General features: G+C 32.5%; 19 protein-coding genes. 11 read left to right on the top strand and 8 right to left on the bottom strand.

Annotated elements, in window-relative coordinates; all coding sequences use genetic code 11:
- Positions 1-30 precede the first annotated feature (30 nt).
- The 5 genes from CHRY9293_RS07355 (at position 31) to CHRY9293_RS07375 (ending at position 4991) form a co-directional block, all read left to right on the top strand.
- Complete coding sequence (locus CHRY9293_RS07355) at positions 31-735, top strand: YqjF family protein (RefSeq protein ID WP_162032413.1); 705 nt, start codon at positions 31-33, stop codon at positions 733-735.
- Positions 732-1661, top strand: a complete 930-nt coding sequence (locus CHRY9293_RS07360; RefSeq protein ID WP_228455490.1) for a TIGR01777 family oxidoreductase — start codon at positions 732-734, stop codon at positions 1659-1661. The genes CHRY9293_RS07355 and CHRY9293_RS07360 overlap by 4 nt, the downstream gene beginning before the upstream one ends.
- A 336-nt stretch (positions 1662-1997) precedes the next feature.
- Entirely contained in the window at positions 1998-3386 is a 1389-nt protein-coding gene (gene lpdA / locus CHRY9293_RS07365) for a dihydrolipoyl dehydrogenase (protein WP_162032414.1), read from the top strand.
- Between the two features lie 70 nt (positions 3387-3456).
- Positions 3457-4059 carry a hypothetical protein gene (locus CHRY9293_RS07370; RefSeq protein ID WP_162032415.1) on the top strand — a complete coding sequence of 201 codons (603 nt, stop codon included), beginning with the start codon at positions 3457-3459 and terminating at the stop codon, positions 4057-4059.
- Positions 4060-4184: 125 nt separating this feature from the next.
- On the top strand, positions 4185-4991 hold the full coding sequence (locus CHRY9293_RS07375; RefSeq protein WP_162032416.1) for a patatin-like phospholipase family protein: 807 nt from the start codon (positions 4185-4187) through the stop codon (positions 4989-4991).
- On the opposite strand, the gene ade is transcribed toward CHRY9293_RS07375, so the two are convergent.
- The 3 genes from ade to CHRY9293_RS07390 form a co-directional block, all read right to left on the bottom strand.
- Positions 4964-6592, bottom strand: a complete 1629-nt coding sequence (gene ade, locus CHRY9293_RS07380; protein ID WP_162032417.1) for an adenine deaminase — start codon at positions 6590-6592, stop codon at positions 4964-4966. The genes CHRY9293_RS07375 and ade overlap by 28 nt on opposite strands.
- A 94-nt stretch (positions 6593-6686) precedes the next feature.
- Positions 6687-7397: an ABC transporter ATP-binding protein gene (locus CHRY9293_RS07385; RefSeq protein ID WP_162032432.1), complete on the bottom strand. Its 711-nt coding sequence runs from the start codon at positions 7395-7397 to the stop codon at positions 6687-6689.
- A 98-nt stretch (positions 7398-7495) separates the two neighbouring features.
- Positions 7496-8023 (bottom strand): hypothetical protein, encoded by a 528-nt coding sequence (locus CHRY9293_RS07390; protein ID WP_162032418.1) that lies wholly within the window; start codon positions 8021-8023, stop codon positions 7496-7498.
- A gap of 1037 nt (positions 8024-9060) precedes the next feature.
- Between CHRY9293_RS07390 and CHRY9293_RS07395 the strand changes: the two genes are divergently transcribed.
- The 4 genes from CHRY9293_RS07395 to CHRY9293_RS07410 are packed head-to-tail and all read left to right on the top strand — an operon-like array spanning position 9061 to position 12227.
- Complete coding sequence (locus CHRY9293_RS07395; protein ID WP_162032419.1) at positions 9061-9624, top strand: TetR/AcrR family transcriptional regulator; 564 nt, start codon at positions 9061-9063, stop codon at positions 9622-9624.
- A gap of 1 nt (position 9625) precedes the next feature.
- Positions 9626-11065, top strand: a complete 1440-nt coding sequence (locus CHRY9293_RS07400) for an MFS transporter (RefSeq protein WP_162032420.1) — start codon at positions 9626-9628, stop codon at positions 11063-11065.
- Between the two features lie 55 nt (positions 11066-11120).
- Positions 11121-11549 carry a methylated-DNA--[protein]-cysteine S-methyltransferase gene (locus CHRY9293_RS07405; protein ID WP_317173905.1) on the top strand — a complete coding sequence of 143 codons (429 nt, stop codon included), beginning with the start codon at positions 11121-11123 and terminating at the stop codon, positions 11547-11549.
- Positions 11550-11564: 15 nt separating this feature from the next.
- Positions 11565-12227: a DNA-3-methyladenine glycosylase family protein gene (locus CHRY9293_RS07410; protein ID WP_162032422.1), complete on the top strand. Its 663-nt coding sequence runs from the start codon at positions 11565-11567 to the stop codon at positions 12225-12227.
- Between the two features lie 127 nt (positions 12228-12354).
- Here the strand turns inward: CHRY9293_RS07410 and CHRY9293_RS07415 are convergent, their stop codons facing one another.
- From CHRY9293_RS07415 to CHRY9293_RS07435, 5 genes are all read right to left on the bottom strand, one after another.
- Entirely contained in the window at positions 12355-12801 is a 447-nt protein-coding gene (locus tag CHRY9293_RS07415; protein WP_162032423.1) for a hypothetical protein, read from the bottom strand.
- Between the two features lie 346 nt (positions 12802-13147).
- Complete coding sequence (locus tag CHRY9293_RS07420; RefSeq protein ID WP_162032424.1) at positions 13148-13477, bottom strand: DUF4280 domain-containing protein; 330 nt, start codon at positions 13475-13477, stop codon at positions 13148-13150.
- 4 nt (positions 13478-13481) lie between these two features.
- A complete protein-coding gene (locus CHRY9293_RS07425) occupies positions 13482-13904 on the bottom strand; it encodes a hypothetical protein (protein ID WP_162032425.1) in 423 nt (140 codons plus the stop codon).
- A complete protein-coding gene (locus CHRY9293_RS07430; protein ID WP_162032426.1) occupies positions 13889-14644 on the bottom strand; it encodes a T6SS effector amidase Tae4 family protein in 756 nt (251 codons plus the stop codon). The genes CHRY9293_RS07425 and CHRY9293_RS07430 overlap by 16 nt, the downstream gene beginning before the upstream one ends.
- Positions 14645-14654: 10 nt before the next feature.
- Positions 14655-16901, bottom strand: coding sequence for a type VI secretion system Vgr family protein (locus tag CHRY9293_RS07435; RefSeq protein WP_162032427.1), 2247 nt, complete (start codon positions 16899-16901; stop codon positions 14655-14657).
- A 654-nt stretch (positions 16902-17555) separates the two neighbouring features.
- Here CHRY9293_RS07435 and CHRY9293_RS07440 point away from each other — a divergent pair.
- Both CHRY9293_RS07440 and CHRY9293_RS07445 read left to right on the top strand, forming a co-directional pair.
- Positions 17556-17855 (top strand): hypothetical protein, encoded by a 300-nt coding sequence (locus CHRY9293_RS07440; RefSeq protein WP_162032428.1) that lies wholly within the window; start codon positions 17556-17558, stop codon positions 17853-17855.
- Positions 17856-17908: 53 nt separating this feature from the next.
- Positions 17909-18349: a hypothetical protein gene (locus CHRY9293_RS07445; protein ID WP_162032429.1), complete on the top strand. Its 441-nt coding sequence runs from the start codon at positions 17909-17911 to the stop codon at positions 18347-18349.
- Positions 18350-18414 lie beyond the last annotated feature (65 nt).

The following is an 18414-nucleotide window of genomic DNA, read 5'->3' on the forward strand; positions in this document are numbered from 1 at the left end:
TAATTATAATCCCCTAAAATAAAAAACACAATGAATTTTTTAAAAGCAGAATGGCGTAAATTAATTATTATCAATTATGAAATTGATCCCAATATTATATTAAAATACGTACCTAAAGGAACGGAATTAGATTTTTATAGAGGTAAATGTTACGTTAGTTTAGTTGGTTTCATGTTTTTGAATACTAGATTATTAGGTCTTCCCGTTCCCTTTCATCGAAATTTTGAAGAAGTGAATCTCAGGTTTTATGTCAAGAAAAAAGAAGGTAATGAATGGAAAAGAGGTGTTGTTTTTATCAAAGAAATTGTTCCTAAACCTGCCTTAAGTTTTGTAGCCAATTCAATATATAAAGAAAATTATGTAACGATGCCTATGAGAAGTATAATGCAGGAAAAAGAAGGGGAACTTTTGATCAAATATTCTTGGCAAGACAAAAGTTGGCATTTTATGGAAATCACAGCAGAAAATACTCCATTACCCATGGAACCCGATTCTGAATTTGAATTTATTACCGAGCATTATTTTGGCTTCACGAAAAAAGAAGATAAAACTTCAGAATATGAAGTGTGTCATCCAAAATGGGATCATTATTCAGTAAAAGATTATCAATTAGATATTGACTTTCAAAAAATCTACGGTAATGATTTTATAGGATTAAATAATCAACAACCCATATCTATAATGCTAGCCGAGGGATCTGAAATTGAAGTGAAAACAAAAAAATATCTAGGATGAAAGAGTTTATTATGAAGCCAAGACAAATGAAAATCATCATAGCAGGCGGAACCGGATTTTTGGGTGAAAATCTAGAGAAATATTTTACAGAAAAAGGAAATCAGGTATATATTTTAACCCGAAATCCCCAACGTGAAAATGAGATTCGATGGGATGCTCAAACCTTAGGTGAATGGAAAAATATACTTGAAAATGCAGATGTTTTAATTAATCTCACGGGAAAGTCCGTAGATTGCAGATATACAGAGAAAAACAAAAGAGAAATTTACGCTTCCCGAATGGAAAGTACAGGCATACTCCAACAAGCTGTAGACAAGAGTATAAATAAACCGAAAGTTTGGTTAAATGCCAGTTCAGCAACTATTTATACTCATTCTGAAAAACATTTGAATACAGAAGAAAATGGAATTATTGGAGATGACTTTTCTATGAATATTTGTAAAAGTTGGGAAAATGAGTTTTTCAGATTAAAAGATGAAAATCTTCGTAAAGTTGCCTTGAGAACTTCAATTGTTTTGGGAAATAAAGGAGGAGCTTTTCCCAAATTAAAATTAATCACCCAGTTATTGTTAGGAGGAAAGCAAGGTCGAGGGGATCAAAAAGTAAGCTGGATTCATATTGACGATTTTTGTAGAGCGGTTGAATATATCATTTATAATAAAAATATTTCAGGAGTCATTAATATAACTGCACCCAATCCTTTATCTAATAATGATTTCATGCTAAAACTAAGGAATGCCATGAAAGTTCCGTTGGGATTAAATGCAAAGGTGTGGCAGCTGGAAATTGCCTCCGTTTTTTTACAAACAGAAACGGAATTATTATTAAAAAGTAGAAATGTGTACCCTGAGAAATTGATGAAAAATGGATTCTTATTTTCTTTTTCGGATATTGAGTGCACTTTCCTAAACTTATTAAAAAATTAAAATTTTAGAAGTGATCAATTATGATTTAAAATAGTAAAACTAAAAGCGTATGAGAAACTTGTCTTTTAGTGGGAATCAAGGATCTTAGAGTTCGAAATTCTTCAAAAAAATCCTTTTTAAAAGAAAATATTGAAATTTGAATAGATGAATTCTATAATTTTAATTTTGTTGATTTTTAAATTTTATAGATAATTTAATGGGAAATAGAGAATTTTATGTCTTGTTTTTTGTTTTTTTAATTCTGAAATATCATTAATTCTACGACGTAGAATGGATGGTGGAAAATATGATACATCCAATATTTTTCCTTAAATTCGCATAAAAATTTTTATACTAATGAACTACGATATTATTGTCATCGGAAGTGGTCCTGGTGGATATGTTACAGCAATTAGAGCTGCTCAATTGGGTTTCAAAACTGCAATTATCGAGAAAGAAAATTTAGGAGGAATTTGCCTTAACTGGGGATGTATTCCGACTAAAGCTTTATTGAAATCGGCTCAAGTATTTCATTATATCAATCATGCAGAGGACTATGGTTTGAATAAAATGGAAGGAAGCTTTGAGTTTCCGAATGTTATTCAAAGAAGTCGTGGAGTGGCTAATAAAATGAGCAAAGGGATTGAATTTTTGATGAAGAAGAATAAGATTGATGTCATTCTTGGGACTGCAAAAGTTCAAAAAGGTAAAAAAGTTTCTGTTACGGATAACGATGGTAAAGTTACTGAATATTCAGCCAACCATATCATCATAGCGACAGGTGCTCGTTCAAGAGAACTACCTAATTTACCACAAGATGGTAAAAAAGTAATAGGATATAGACAGGCATTATCTCTTCCTGAGCAACCTAAATCTATGATTGTTGTAGGTTCTGGAGCTATTGGAGTAGAGTTTGCCGATTTTTATAATACAATGGGAACTAAAGTAACTGTTGTAGAATTTATGCCAAACATTGTTCCGGTAGAGGATGAGGAAATTTCTAAACATTTAGAAAAGTCTCTGAAAAAATCAGGAATTGAAATTATGACAAATGCGTCTGTAGAAAGTGTTGATACCAGCGGAGAAGGAGTAAAAGCAAACGTTAAAACGGCAAAAGGAAATATAACCCTTGAAGCCGATATTTTATTGTCAGCTGTAGGTATTGCTGCTAATATTGAAAATATTGGTCTGGAGGAAGTAGGTATACAGACAGATAAAGGAAGAGTTTTAGTCAATGAATGGTATGAAACTTCAGTGCCAGGTTACTATGCGATCGGAGATATTATTCCAACTCAGGCGTTAGCACACGTTGCTTCCGCAGAAGGAATTACTTGTGTAGAGAAAATCAAAGGAATGCATGTAGAGAAAATTGATTACGGCAATATCCCGGGATGTACTTACTGTCATCCGGAAGTAGCATCTGTTGGTCTTACTGAAAAGCAAGCTAAAGAGAAGGGATATGAAATTAAAGTTGGAAAATTCCCTCTTTCAGCAAGTGGAAAAGCAACAGCCAATGGAAATACAGATGGATTTATTAAAGTGATTTTTGATGCTAAATATGGAGAATGGCTAGGTTGTCATATGATTGGAGAAGGAGTAACTGATATGGTGGCGGAAGCAGTAGTAGCAAGAAAGCTGGAGACCACTGGTCATGAAATTATTAAATCAATACATCCTCACCCAACTGTTTCTGAGGCTATTATGGAAGCGGCAGCGGCAGCGTACGGGGAAGTAATCCATATCTAATTCATACAAAGTAAAAACTAAATATAAAAAGCTCAGATAACCTCTGGGCTTTTTTAACCTCAATCACAATATGAAAAAAAATACTTTTTTATTCCTATTTTTCTGTTTTACCTTTCTTTTTTCCCAAGAGAAGTCTAATAAGTATACAGAAAACTATTTTCCTATAAAATACATTTTAAAAAAGTCAAAAGATACTGTAAAAACAAAGGTGCAAAATGTAGGTATAGAATCAAATAAGGAATTTTCTCCTATTACCTATATTCATAATATGTATGTTTTAAATTCTTCAGGAGACAAAATAAAGATTGCTGAAGACACCATACAATATATGCAAATTACCGATCTTAAAAATGTAAAAAGGAGATTTATATCCTCAGCTTCTATTCTTTCTAAAGACATAGGATTACTTGAAATCATGTACAAAGGTAAAATTTCATGGTATAGAAATAATTATTACAAAGGGCCAATCTATACAGCGAAAATATCTAAAAGAGATTTTTTATTAAATCATAAGAATAAGACTGTTACAGAAATAGGTTTTATGTCACCGGGAGTGAGGGATCAACTGAAAGAAATATTTTCGATATATCCGGATTTAACCTCAATGGTGGATTCGATGGTAGTAGATACTGATTTATTGAAAATACTTAGGCTTTACGATCGAAAGAAGTGATAAAATATCTTGAAATTCCTTTGAATATTTTCTTAATATAATTTTTTTATTTAAAATAACCTTAAAATTGATATATTTCAAAAAAATAATCTGATTTTATCATGTTGTTTTCATAACTTTATTTTATGAACATGGAGAAAGTAGGACTTGTTTTGTCAGGAGGCGGCACAAAAGGGATTGCACATGCAGGGGTTTTAAAATTCCTGAAAGAGAAAAATATAGATATAGATATTATATCATGTTGTAGTGCCGGCTCTATTGTAGGGTGCCTTTATGCAGTAGGTAAAACACCAGAAGAGATTGTAGAGTTTTTTAATTCTGTGTATTTTTTTAATTGGAAACACTTTACCTTCAATCAGCCGGGATTTGTATCATCCGTAATTTTTAGAAATTATTTAAACCCTATTTTTCATGATATGAAATTAGGAGATTTGAAGAAAGAAGTGAAAATTGTGGCTACTGAGCTTGTGGGGGGAACGCAGAAAATATTTGATAATAACTTTAAGGTAGTAGATGCAATCATTGCTTCATGTTCTATTCCGGGGATTACAACACCTTATATCATTGATGATGAAATGTATTGTGATGGAGGAGTACTGAATAACTTTCCTGCGGATATTATCCGAGAAGAATGTAATAAACTCATTGGGGTTTTTGTATCACCACCTCACGATATTAATATACACGATTTAAAATCGATAAAAGCAATTGTAGCCCGCTCTTACGATCTTCTTTCTTATCGAATAGAGAAAGTAAAGTTTGATTATTGCGATTGGTTTATTTCTTCACAAGAGTTGTCCACTTTTGGAACCTTTGAACGAAAGAAAGATCGATTAAATCAAATTTTTAATATAGGATATAATGCCGCTGCAGATAGTTTTGCAGAAAGTAAATTTTCTAAAGACTACGTTATAAAAACATCAGCAAATTGAAATTCTTTTCCATTAAAAAGACCTTTATCACTAAGTTTTAATTCTGGAATGACTAATAATGCCATGAAAGATAGGCTCATATAAGGAGCTTTTAAGGTACTACCTAATTTCTTTGCATGCAAATCTAATGTAATGTAGTCCGCAGCTACTTTTTCAGCGGAACAGTTGGTCATAATACCAGCGATAGGCAATTCTAAAACCAATTCTTCAGTTTCGGTAGCTAGTGAGATACCTCCTTTAGCTCTAATGATAGCATTGACTGCTTTACACATATCTTCATCATTAGTTCCAACCACTACGATGTTGTGAGAATCATGAGCTACACAAGATGCGATTGCTCCTGTTTTGAGGCCAACATTTTTTATAAATGCAACGGAAACCGGAGCATCATGATAGCGATTAACAACAGCAATTTTTAAAATATCTTCTTCAATATTAGATTCAGCATAGCCTTCTATATCTAATGTATTCATGTGAAGCTCATGAGTAATAAGTTGTCTGTCTAAGACTTCGATTACCCGAATTTTCTCACTTTTAGTTTTAATCTTAAAATCGTAAGGTTGCTTTGGATTACAATGAAATTTATTGACTACAGCTGCTTCTACAGATTGAATATATGAATGGCCATTTTCTGCCACAAGAATACCGTTTATATAGGTTTTTAAAATTGTGAAATTTTCCAAATTATCAATTATAATAAAGTCGGCATTGTCACCAGGTTGTAATAAACCTATCGGAAGATGGTAATGCTTTATGACATTATAAGAAGAGGCTCTTAATACATCATACAGATCATGACCATATTCAAGTGCTCGTTTTACATGATAATTGATATGGGATTCAATTAAATCGTCTGGATGTTTATCATCACAGCAAAACATTATTTGATCAGGAAACTCTTTTAATAATGGAATAAGGGTTTCGAAATTTTTAGCAGCACTTCCTTCCCTGATCATGATGTTAACACCATATTTCAATTTTTCTAAGGCTTCAGTATAACCAAAACATTCATGATCTGTGGTGATGCCGGCTGAAAAATAACGCTGCATATCTTCCCCCATAAGACCGGGAGCGTGCCCATCAATAGGTTTTTTATATTGTTTGGCGAGTGAGAGTTTTTTGAGAACATTTGTATCTTGATAAATAACTCCGGGAAAATTCATCATTTCGGCGAGGTAAACAATTTCTTCACGATTCAGAAGCTTTTCTATATCATGAGCGTCGATGACAGCGCCTGCGGTTTCAAAATCGGTAGCCGGAACACAAGATGGAGCTCCAAAATAAAAATGAAAAGGGACTTTTTTAGCATTTTCAATCATATACTCAACTCCTGAAACGCCCAATACATTGGCAATTTCGTGAGGATCCGAAATAGTTCCCACACTTCCATGTTGTACTGCAATTCGAGCAAACTCAGAAGGAACAAGCATACTACTTTCTATATGAACATGAGAATCAATAAAACCAGGTAAAATATAGGTGTCAAGTACTTCATTAATTCTTTTAATCGAACTAATTTTACCATTATCTACTATAATTTCAGCAGGATAAGTTTCTCTAGAAACAATATCAATTAAGTTGGATTGTATTGTAAATGTCATGTTTATTTTTGTGTATTGGATCAGTAACAGCAATATAAGAAATTGATGCTAAAAAATTAAATATAAAATGGTATTGTAAGTCTTGAAAATTGGTTTAATAAAGAATTTCAGCTTGAGTATAATGGGCAAATGCTTGTTCGAGAGTGTCAAACTTCCCTTTAAATTCATCAATTGGACAATCTTGAAGTATATTTCCTTTGTGAATAAGAATCACTCGTGAACATAATGCTTCTACTTCTTGCATAATATGAGTAGAGAGGAGAACGGTTTTTTGTTGGCCAATTTCTTTTATTACATTTCGTATCTCAATAATTTGATTGGGATCCAATCCATTTGTCGGCTCATCTAATATTAATAAATCAGGTTGGTGGATAATGGCCTGAGCAAGTCCGACTCTTTGCTTATATCCTTTTGAAAGTTGCCCGATTTTCTTAGATTTTTCGGGAGTAATACCTACAAGTTCAATAACTTCATCTATTTTAAATGATGAAATTTTGTGAATATTAGCTACAAACTGAAGATATTCCTTTACATACATTTCTAAATATAAAGGATTATTTTCTGGTAAAAAGCCCATGTTTTTTTTGCTTTCGATGGGATATTCTGAAATGTTTTTTTTATTAAAAATGATTTCACCCTCATCTATTTTTAGAGCCCCTACAATTGATTTCATTAAAGTTGATTTCCCGGCTCCGTTAGGTCCTAGTAAACCGATGATCTCATTCTTCTCAATCGAGATATTGACCTTATTAAGAGCTATTTGTTCACCAAAGGTTTTGGTTAAATTAATTATTTGAAGAGACATACTGTATATAATGATCTTTTTTACAAAAATAGAAATAAAAAACTCATCCAAGTAGAATGAGTTTAAATATATTTATTTTCTAGCTTTTGACCTTATCATTAGAGGGAAGAAGGAGTAGCTGTAGAAGTTGTATCTTGATTACTTGTTTTATTTATCATTCCTGATCTTTCATACAGAGTTGCTTTGCCATTGGTTTTTCCAAAGATTCTATCAACTTGTTTTCTTGTCAGAAATTGCGATTTCCCAATGTATTTTTTGTTCTTATTAATGTATTGAATAAATTGAACAGTCGTTTGACCGTAATTTTTTTCATAATGAAGTTCGATAATATCATTGGGGAGTTCCAAAATAACATTTTCTTCTGGCATAGTAGTAAAACCTCCTGTAATCAATTGATATAAACCAGATACATCTCCTTCCATATTTTGAAAAGAAAAAGATCTGAAAGTATTTAAATTAGCAGTATTAAGATCTTGATAATAGATAGTAAATCTATCCTCTTTTTTATATAAACCAACAGAGTTATCTTTACCTATTTCCACTAATGTTTCATTTTTCAACACTTTTATTTGTGAGAAAACTGAAATACCGAACATACAAGTAACTAGTAGAATTATTTTTCTCATTTGAATGAATTTTGATGTTATATAAATTTGGTGTAATTTATTAAAAGGGAATTAAAATCATTAAATAAATTTCCAATATCCATAAGCAAAAGTAACATTTTTTTTTTATATTTATAAATAGAAGAAAATCGTTGTTATGCATTCCGTGCTAGTTCGTGAAGTTCTTATGAGAGCCAAAATGACGAATACCAACCTGACTCGAAATCTTAAAAAAAGCTAAATAACGTATTAAAAAAATTAAACGCTATACTTGGGAATGACTATTTATTATTTAATTTCAAATATCAAAATCATATAATTTGCATTAAAGATCTTAAAATAAAAGATTGTCGTTTTGCGGGTTTTTGTAGTAGATACGGTAATGTGTAAATTAAATTCTTTCTCATCAGTGTGCTATTTTAAATTATTGTTACAAATATAACAAAAATATTTAAACAGTTTTTTATTGATGTTAAATATTAATATAGACTTTTTATAATTTGAGTGAAAATGTGATTAATATAGAAACGTATCAATTTTATTATATTTTAATCATATTGTATTTTGGTTTTGTTTTCCTTCAATGAAAGGATATATAGATGTGTTAAGTTGAATAGGTAGGGTAATATTATGTGATGTTTATATCAATGAGTAAGATAAGATCGATGAGCTAAACTGAAACCTCTTTTTTGAGCTCTTTTTTAAAGCTCAGATAGTTAAACATTGTTTAGGATCAAGAGACTGCTCTTTTTTCATTATTATTTTTTTCAGTGTTTTTTGCGATGATTTTCTATAGGCTATATTGCTGTTTTTATAACTTGGTCATTACATTGTGGAGCTATTATTTTTCTGGCTTCCCAATTTAGCTTTTCTATAAGATGGGGCAGTGCGAGGTCCCGCGTGAGGCCAATTGTTCCAACCAAATGTGGTCGTAGTTGAAATTTTAATGGTTCGATAGGAATGGATAATTATAATATAATGAGGGATGTTTTTAAACCTATATAGAAAAAAAGAAATAAATAGACAGTTCTGTCTATTTATTTCTTTACCTTTGTTTTATGAAACAGAGAGGACAAGTTGTAATCGATAAAATACTAGACACGGCCGACCGGTTATTTTATTCGCAAGGCTACAGCAATACGGGGATTAATCAGATTATTGATGAAGCTGATATTGCAAAAGCATCTTTATATAAACACTTCGAAACAAAAGCCGATTTGCTGGTCGCATATGTTCAGCGGACACATCAGCTTTGGTTTACGAGATTGGAAACAGCTGTAAATAAGGTTTCTGATCCTAAAGAAAAAGTGCTGGCAATTTTTGACCATCATATTCAGCGACAGGAAATCCGGCAATTTGGAGGTTGCCCTTTTATCAAAGCTAATGATGAAGCTGGAACAGATGACCCACGTTTTTTGGCTGAAATTCAAGCCACGAAAATTCATAGTAAAGAATTCATCAAAACATTGGTTGAAAAATCAGGACATAAAAAGATATTGTCTGATGAAGAATTGGTGGAAACTATTTATGTAATGTTGGAAGGTTCGATTGTGACGGCTTCCGTTTTCAAAAGAGCGGACGAAATTCAATCTGCAAAAAAAATTATTGAAAAACTTATTTGAAATGAAAGAGATTAAAAATAAATGGCTCGAACTCATCATTGTATTATCGGCGCCATTATTGTCTGTTATTGATGTTTTCATCATTAATGTTGCGATTCCAACCATTAAAAAAGGAGTTCATGCAACCGATGGCGAAATACAGCTTGTCATTGCAGGATATTTATTGGGATATGCCGCGTTTCTGATAACGGGAGGTAGAGCAGGAGATCATTTCGGCAGAAAAAAAGTTTTCTTTTGGGGAATGTTTGCTTTTACGGTGGCTTCTTGTTTATGTGGATTATCACAAACGGCTTTACAACTTAATGTTACGAGATTTTTTCAAGGATTAAGTGCCTCATTTATGGTTCCGCAGACGATTGCGTTTATTCAGGTTTTATTTACGGATACTAAAGAACGTGCAAAAGCATTCGGATTGTACGGTATTACTCTTGGAACTGCCGCTGTAATTGGACAAGTTTTGGGTGGTTATTTGTCAGATATGCATTGGTTTATAGAAGGTTGGAGATTGGTTTTCTTCATTAATTTACCCATTGGAATCATAACACTTTGGGCAACCCATAAATACGTTACAGAAACGGCAAAACATCAAAACACAAAATTCGATTACACGGGAATTTTAATTTTAACATTGGCTTTATTTTCGTTAATTTATCCTCTAATTCAGGGACGTGAAGCGGGTTGGCCGTTGTGGAGTTTTGGATTGCTTATTTTGTCTGTTTTACTTTTTGTATTTTTTATTTATAATCAAAAAATTAAACTTTCCAATAATGGAAATCCATTAATTAATGTCAGATTATTTAAAATAAAAGATTTTAATATTGGTTTGGTTGCCGTATTATTTCATTTTATGTTACATACAGCTTATCTGTTGCTGAGTGCAGTTTATCTGCAAAACGGATTAGGGGTTTCGGCGTTGGATTCAGGATTATATTTTATCATTCCGGGGATTTTATTTATTGTGTCTTCTGTGATGGCTTCCCGACTAATTGTAAAATTGGGAAAAAGAGTATTACAGGTGGGAGTTGTGATTTTATTAATTGCATTTTACCTTCAAATGACACTTTGGAAACCGGGAATCAACACTTGGCTCATCATAGGATTGATGGGAACTTGGGGATTTGGAAACGGGTTGGTACTTCCTTCATTATTAAATATAGCCTTGAAAAACGTTCCTTCTCAATATGCAGGTGCAGCAGCGGGGATTTACTCAACCTTTCAGCAAACGGCTTCTGCGTTGGGTGTGAGTATCATTGGCGGAGTATTTTTCTACTTCTCAAAAGAGGGTTGGCAAATGGCTTATCATTTTGGAATTATGTGTTTATTAATTTGCGTTGTCATGGTAGGATTGATGTTGCAATTGCTTCCAGGTACAAAAGCTGTAACCGAAGTCACAAAAGAAATCTCAGAACAAAATGGAAAACCGGAAACAGTTGATATATAAAGATGTTGCGTCGCCAGTTGGATTAATTAGGGTGATTACTTCTGATCAAGGCCTTGTGGCGATAATTTGGGAAGGTGAAAATTACAAAAGAACCCAACTTTCTGAACCTGCGAGAGATAATGAACATCCAATACTTTTACAGGCCGAACAACAGTTGAACGAATATTTTGAACATAGAAGAACAACTTTCGATGTTCCACTGGATTTTAAAGGAACTGAATTTCAGGTCAAAGTGTGGAAAGCTTTGTTGAAAATTCCTTACGGTGTCACAAAAACTTACGGCGAGTTGGCAAAAATTCTTGGCGATATAAAAGCCGTTCGAGCTGTGGGAGGGGCCTTAAATAAAAATCCAATTTCCATTATCGTTCCTTGTCACAGGGTGGTTGGTGCATCGGGAAAGTTGGTGGGCTTTGCAGGTGGTTTGGAGAATAAATGGATTCTTCTTGATTTGGAACAGGGCTTTACGATGCCAAGTTTATTTTAATTAAAATTTAGATGAATGAAAAAGAGTATAAATAATATTATTCTCGAAGAAATTGAAACTTTCAGTCTTGAAAATTTTCAGGAATTGTGTTATCATTTGGCAAATCAGGATTCAGATTTAAAATTAATTCTAGAAAATCATGGCTATCCTCCGATGTGGACACGTGAAAATACTTTTGAAACACTGGTTCATATTATTTTAGAACAGCAGGTTTCTCTAGCTTCGGCGTTGGCGACCCTAAACAAATTAAAAGAAAAACTCAAGGAGGTCACCCCCGAAAATATTCTGACATTGCATGATGAAGAAATGCGAGAATGTTATGTAAGTCGTCAGAAAAATAATTATATCAAAGGTTTGGCAAATGCTATTATGAATGACGAAATTAATCTAGCAGAACTTTCGAAAATGTCAAATGATGAAGCGAGAAAAACCTTAGTCAGATTAAAAGGAATCGGAAACTGGACGGTGGATGTATATCTTATGTTTACCCTGCAGCGAACAGATATTTTCCCGATCGGAGATTTGGCTGCGGTAAATGCTTTGAAACGGTTAAAACAACTTCCGCCAAAAACCACCAAAGAAGAACTTCTTGAAATCAGTGAGCAATGGAAACCTTTTCGTTCCGTAGCTTCGATGATGCTTTGGCATTATTATCTTTCAAATTCAAAAACTAAATAAACCAACTTCAATGGAAGCTCAAGAAATACTCAGGCGACATTTTTCTAAACAATAAGTCTAACATGAAATTCAATTGCTTATTAAAAATAATCAAATAATAAAAGAGTTTGTTTTGTTCCCTATATGATTAACGGAGAAGAGACCAGATTAAAACGCCAATTCCGGCATAAGCGGTAACAGTAATAATATCAGCTATGGGTTGTGAAAAGCGTTTTTCTGCAATTTTCTCACTATTGATTTGGTTCTTATGGAATTTCAGAATTTTTTTAGGATTATGGACAGAGTGTGCAACCAAACTGTCGCTTTCCCATCTATCAACTATTATTTTATACGCTTTGCCGTCAACATTAATTTTAAAATTTTTGTTAGGTGCAAGTTTCTCCTGAATATTAATCGGCATAGCAGGTTCAGCTATTGCACTTTTCGTTTGCGTAGAATTATCATTAGCAGATACAGCAGTCTTTTTTGATTCCTGCTTATTGTCGGTTGTTGTATCCACTTGTTTTTTTACTTGGTAAGTATAGCAACTGATAAGAAAAAACGATATAATGATGAGATAAAGATACTTTTGCATTAGTCAAATTTAAGAATTAAACGGAATACTTAGGAGTTTCTTTTGAAAGATTGTGTTTTTTTATTTTCACTGCTTCCTGATGTGTAATAATTGAGTCAACGAATGCGATTTCTTTCTAAGCAGGCGCATAGGCATAAATTTTCATACGCGATTTTATCACTTTCATGGCTTACTTATCAATAAATGATCTGAATCTTGCCTTTTTCGTTTAAAAAATTTCAGAGCACAACTTCTTGAAAAGATTGGTATTGATCTAAAAAATTACAAGGTTGAAAGAGTTTGGCAATACATAACTAGATTATTTCACTTTTGAGACAGTCTCGTGTTTTCCAATTTTTTTGCAATATTATTCTTCCACGAAATTCTGTGTTGATTTGGCAATAAGTATTTTCCCACCGATAGAACACTTACAAGTTGAGGTATTTAACAGCTCTTTTTTACCCTCAATTTCAAAATTAGAGGTGTTTTCCCATTTAAGAGGTGATGGTATACAGGATGACCTTAAAATAATACATATACCAAAAGGTTGTATATTGATATTGGGTTGCTTATCTTGCTCTGTAGCTTGTAGTTTTCCATCAATCCTCATAAAGGATTGACTGGTTACTGTGATAGTGGTTGGAGTTGTTCCTTTATCACATTTTAGCTGGGTCGTATCTGTGATGTGTTGGGGCATACTGTTATTTTTTTGTTTTCTTTTTGGATGCTACTCCAACGAGTTTTTTGATATAACTATCTAGCTCCTTAGATTCATAAAAATTCATACAATCCGCAGTTATTGTATTAGTTTTACCAGTTTCAGAATAATAAGATGATTCAATAACTGTGAAATCCTTAGTTTGCTTTTCGGTAAATTCCCTAATTTTAATACTTTCTTTATCAGAAATTTTGCCTAAATCAATAAATAGATTTTCAGATTTATCACTTAATTGAAACTTGTCGTTTAAATAAGTAACATCTAATTTATTATTGTTAATATATACACAATTACAATAAGCATATTTTTTCATATACTTAATTTTACTATCAACTGTCTGACCACAAATTAGATGACCCAAAAAAATCAAACTAAAAATTACTAATTGTTTTACTTTAATTCCCATATTCTTATTCTATTTGTTTGTACAAAATCTAAATCACCATTCTTTTTCTTCGTTGGATAAAGCATATGAAAATAATACTTTGAGCTTTGAGGGTCATCATGTTCTGCTCCACCAGGATAAATTAAGTGATTTCCATCCCATAAAGTAAAATGCCCTGAAGCGTCAGACCAGCCTGAAACATCAAATGTAATTATTCCTTTCGTAATGTTTATTTTTGACCATTCGACTTGTGAAATCTTCTTTTTGCTATTCCACAATTGTGTCCATTCTGCTTGCGTAAGATTATTTTTCTTTCTCAGGTTAACTGGCATTTCAATTTTATCCAATTTTATATCAATTTCAGGTTTTCCTAAGTGTTCAGATAAATACGGAGCTAATTCTCGTACTCTGTACCAATAATTCAATTTATCATCACCTTTATGTACTCCTCCACCTGCTCCTTTTGCTTTATATTTAGAATTATCAAAAGGAAGCTTAAATCCACTATAATTCAATCCTTTACTCATTCTAAATGCACATGTATTTTCCCAAGCGCTATTTTGTTTCAACATATCTAACAAACCATTTCCAATTTCAGTGTATAAAGTTGAGACATCAACGGATGTATTAGGATAATTTTTAATCATATCTCTCCAACTTGGTCTTAAAACTTGTACAGGTCTTGTTTGCTGATTTCCACTTGTAGCAACGATGCTCCTTCGTTGTTCTAATAGTATTGGTATAAAGTTATTAATATTCATGATAGTGTGTCTATATATTTTCTGCTTCTCTTTCCTCTTTCTTCATAAGTTCAAGAGTATAGGGTTTTAAAGGTTCTTTAAAGATTACTATTCCCTCTCTGTCAACTGTTCCTGATAAAGTCAACTCATCAAGTCCTTCTGCTAAAGGTTCTCCATCATCAGATCTAATAGTAACATCAACACCTTCTCCTTCTTCATAGTTTCTTGTTTGAACGATAAGATTCATATCTACAAAGAACTTAGAATCCTCCATCAATGAGGTGTTTTCCTCTTCATAAGCCCAGTATATTGATGCTATTTGCTTCTCTTTTGTGTAATCAAACTCTCCATTTTGAGGGACTTTGTTCATTTGTGGAGCCTTATACTCAATCTTATCTTTAGCAGTTAATAATGAGTTAGCTCCGTACACATGCATTCTGTCTTTTGCTCCAAATTCTGTTTGACCGTCTGTATAACCTATGAATTTTTCTTTTCCATACAAATCCAAATGAGCCTTTGCCGTGATTTCAATATTTGTTCCTGCTGAAATTATGGTTTTTTTTCCACTATCTTGGCTTATCTCATGCTTTGCAATAATCTTAATATTTTCTCCAATTTGGGTATCCATATTTTTCCCTGCTTTGGTTTCAATATTTTCTTCAATATCAAATTTTAGGTTTTTAGATTTAATGGTAATAGTTTCGGGGGCTGTAATATTAATATTACTTCCTTCTGTATCAAATCTTAATTCGTTTCCGCTTTTATCGGTTAATATAATACTTTCATCTTCTGTAAAAACTAAACGATGTCCACTGCGTGTTTGTATTGATTTCACACGATTGTCTATTCCGCCACCTAAACCCGCTTTCCCATGAAACATTCCACCCATTGCAAAAGGAAAATCAGGATTGTGATATTCAAAACCAACCATTACTTGGTCTCCGATTTCTGGAACAGCTACAAACCCTCGGTTTTGTGTGATTGCTCCTGTTCCTCCTGCATCAGGACTCATCATTCTGATAAAATGAGTTGTATCATTTAATTGCCAATCAAATTGCACCTGTATTCTACCTTGATTCAAAGGGTCAACATTGGAAATGACTGTTGCTACCTGTGGCTCTGCTTTTGGTATTACGAAATCAGGTTTAGGCATAAAACCTGTTCCCTCTGCTATAGCTTCAAAACTTCCAGTATAATATCCTCTTGCATCAACCTCGTGGTTTACTTCTGTCATCATTAATGTAGTAAAATGGGACGTTTGGTTACTATCCTGATTTCTCATATCTATATCTGCTACACAACCCACATATAGAAAAGGAACAGTTGTATTTCCAGAAACAGTAAAAACCTCTACGGCTTTACTCCCTCTTGCACTCTTTTGGGAGTCGTCCACATCCAAAAACATATTAGCATTAATAGGGGCAGGGGTCAGTGACCTTGTTTTGAAAATATCATCATTCAACTCATATGCTTTTGTGGATAAATTCCCTAGGTGTTTGGCCCCATCATTGGAGCCTAGCATTTTTACATGACTGCTACTATTATAACCAAAGTATTCTGGTTTTGTATGAACTGCTTTTAATTCTATCTGTATATCTGTAACATTGCTTCCATAAATGAGTTGTATGGGTTTCTCAGATGGGGGTAATTTTCCAAAATGTAGAATATGCCCATCATAATAGAATTGTTCACCGTAAGCTTCTGCTAAGCGTACAAGATAATTATAATGTGTTTCACAATACTGTGAACTGTAATTGATGTAACTTTTGTTTTGAGTTTCTACTCTGAAATCAAATTGAGTTGTTCCGAATGCCTCTTTAATAATACTATCTGCAATAATAGATGTGTTTACAGATTGATTTCCTCCGAAACTTTGAGTATGAGGAGCTGAATCCATCAAAATACTTGGACTATATCCTTTCAGAACAATATTTCCAAAATTCATTTGTTCCTGGCTAAATCCTACTTTTGTAATTACACCGACAAATGTCCGTTCAGGGCTTTCGTTTTCATAGTCTTTATATTTGAATGTTGCTGTAATTCGTTTCCCTAAGAACTGATGTGCCTGCTCTAAATTATGATTCTGTACTTCACCCAAAGAATCCTGAGTTAAAGTCAGTTCAAAATAATGATGTGTTCTGGCACTTTGCTGTAAACGAAAGTATTTAAAATGCCTGATAGACTTTCCGTTAACCACAATATCAAGCTTAACCACACGGTTAATACCTGTAATATGGTTCTGGGAAATTTTCTCAGAATTTGAAGTGTTTTTTTTCATTGTATATCTGTGTTTTTATATCACCAAATTTAGATAAAAACACCATGCCAAATTCGATATTTTCTATAAATCTTTGAAATTGTAGTAAAGTTGCGACTCACTAAAAAAAAATCCCGATTAAAGTGTCTGGATTGTTGGGAGAGTGATTAATTATGAAATAAATTTGTAGTATATATTGATACTATGGTGTAGATTTATCTATAATTTCTCTTTTCATCTGTGCTTACAGAGATGAACTATAAACCCTGACTCATAAGGTCAAGGCTCTGTTTTTTTATTACATTTTTACCAAGTTAAACTATATTCCGTTACTGTTGTCTTTCAATGGTATCTGAGTTTCTGAAATTTTCCTGAACTCAAAACTTTGTGTTGATGTTGTGCTTTATTGTAAAGTTATATTGTATACTGTTGTTAAAAGTTTCTTCAGCGCTTCCACTATTTGGACTTGAATTTGAGTGAAAGTAGTTTCTATATCATTGCATCTTTTTTATAAACTTTATACTTTCTTTATATTGGGAAACTAATGCTCTTTTTGGCGAAGTTTTGAAAGTTTTAGGTTAGGGGTGCAATTTTAGATTTCTTGTCATTGTCAAAATAATTATACTTGATGTATTGTTTTCATTACTTTCATTACTTTTGTAAAAACTTATGATCATGAAAAATTTATTACTGTTAGGTGCAATTCTATCTTTGCATTTTTTTTCTTGTCAGCTTAAGATCGATTCGACAGTAGTTTTATACAGTAAGAATTCACATATTTATCCTACCGTTAGCGCATCCTGCTATGGAAGTGGAGATAATAGTATGAAATACCAATCTCAAGATATGCTTTTTGTAACAGATATTTCAGAATGTAGGAGTTATTCAAGTACAAAAGATATTATAGGTTTTTATTTTGATGGGAAAAAATATTATATAACAGATGATTCTGAAGATAAAAATGTTTTTTTATAAAAGGTGAACAAAAGCAATTAGCTGATTTAAAAATTAAATTTAAGAATCTTACTTTGGAAGAAAAAGATAGTATTGATTCTTGGTCAAAGGAATTATCCGAGGTTTATATGCGTAACCTTGAAAACGAAATTTCTGATAAGGTTTTCAGTAAAAAGAAAAATGGAATTGCTATAATCTCTGCATATCCAACCGAAGATTATTCATTTACTGGAGCAGAGTTTAAAATATTAAACTTCAGTAAAAAAACAATAAAATACATCACCTTCTATTTTTATGGAAAAAATGCTGTTAAGGATAGAGTGGGCATTAATATGAGTAGAAAAGGAATAGGTCCTGTCGAAAGTTTAGCAACAGCTACATGGTCATTTAATAATGTTTGGTTAACTGATATTGTTCAAACATTAAAATTAATCTCAGTAAATATTATTTATAGGCTCAGGCGCAAAAGTTGGGGGGAACTTTTAATACTATTATCTTTGCTTTATGATAAATGATCAGGAACTTCTTAAATTATTACTTCCAGAATTTTTGGTAGAACACTTTGATATACTAAAAGCCG

Origin of the sequence: Chryseobacterium potabilaquae (assembly GCF_902728265.1) — a bacterium.
Classification (GTDB): domain Bacteria; phylum Bacteroidota; class Bacteroidia; order Flavobacteriales; family Weeksellaceae; genus Chryseobacterium; species Chryseobacterium potabilaquae.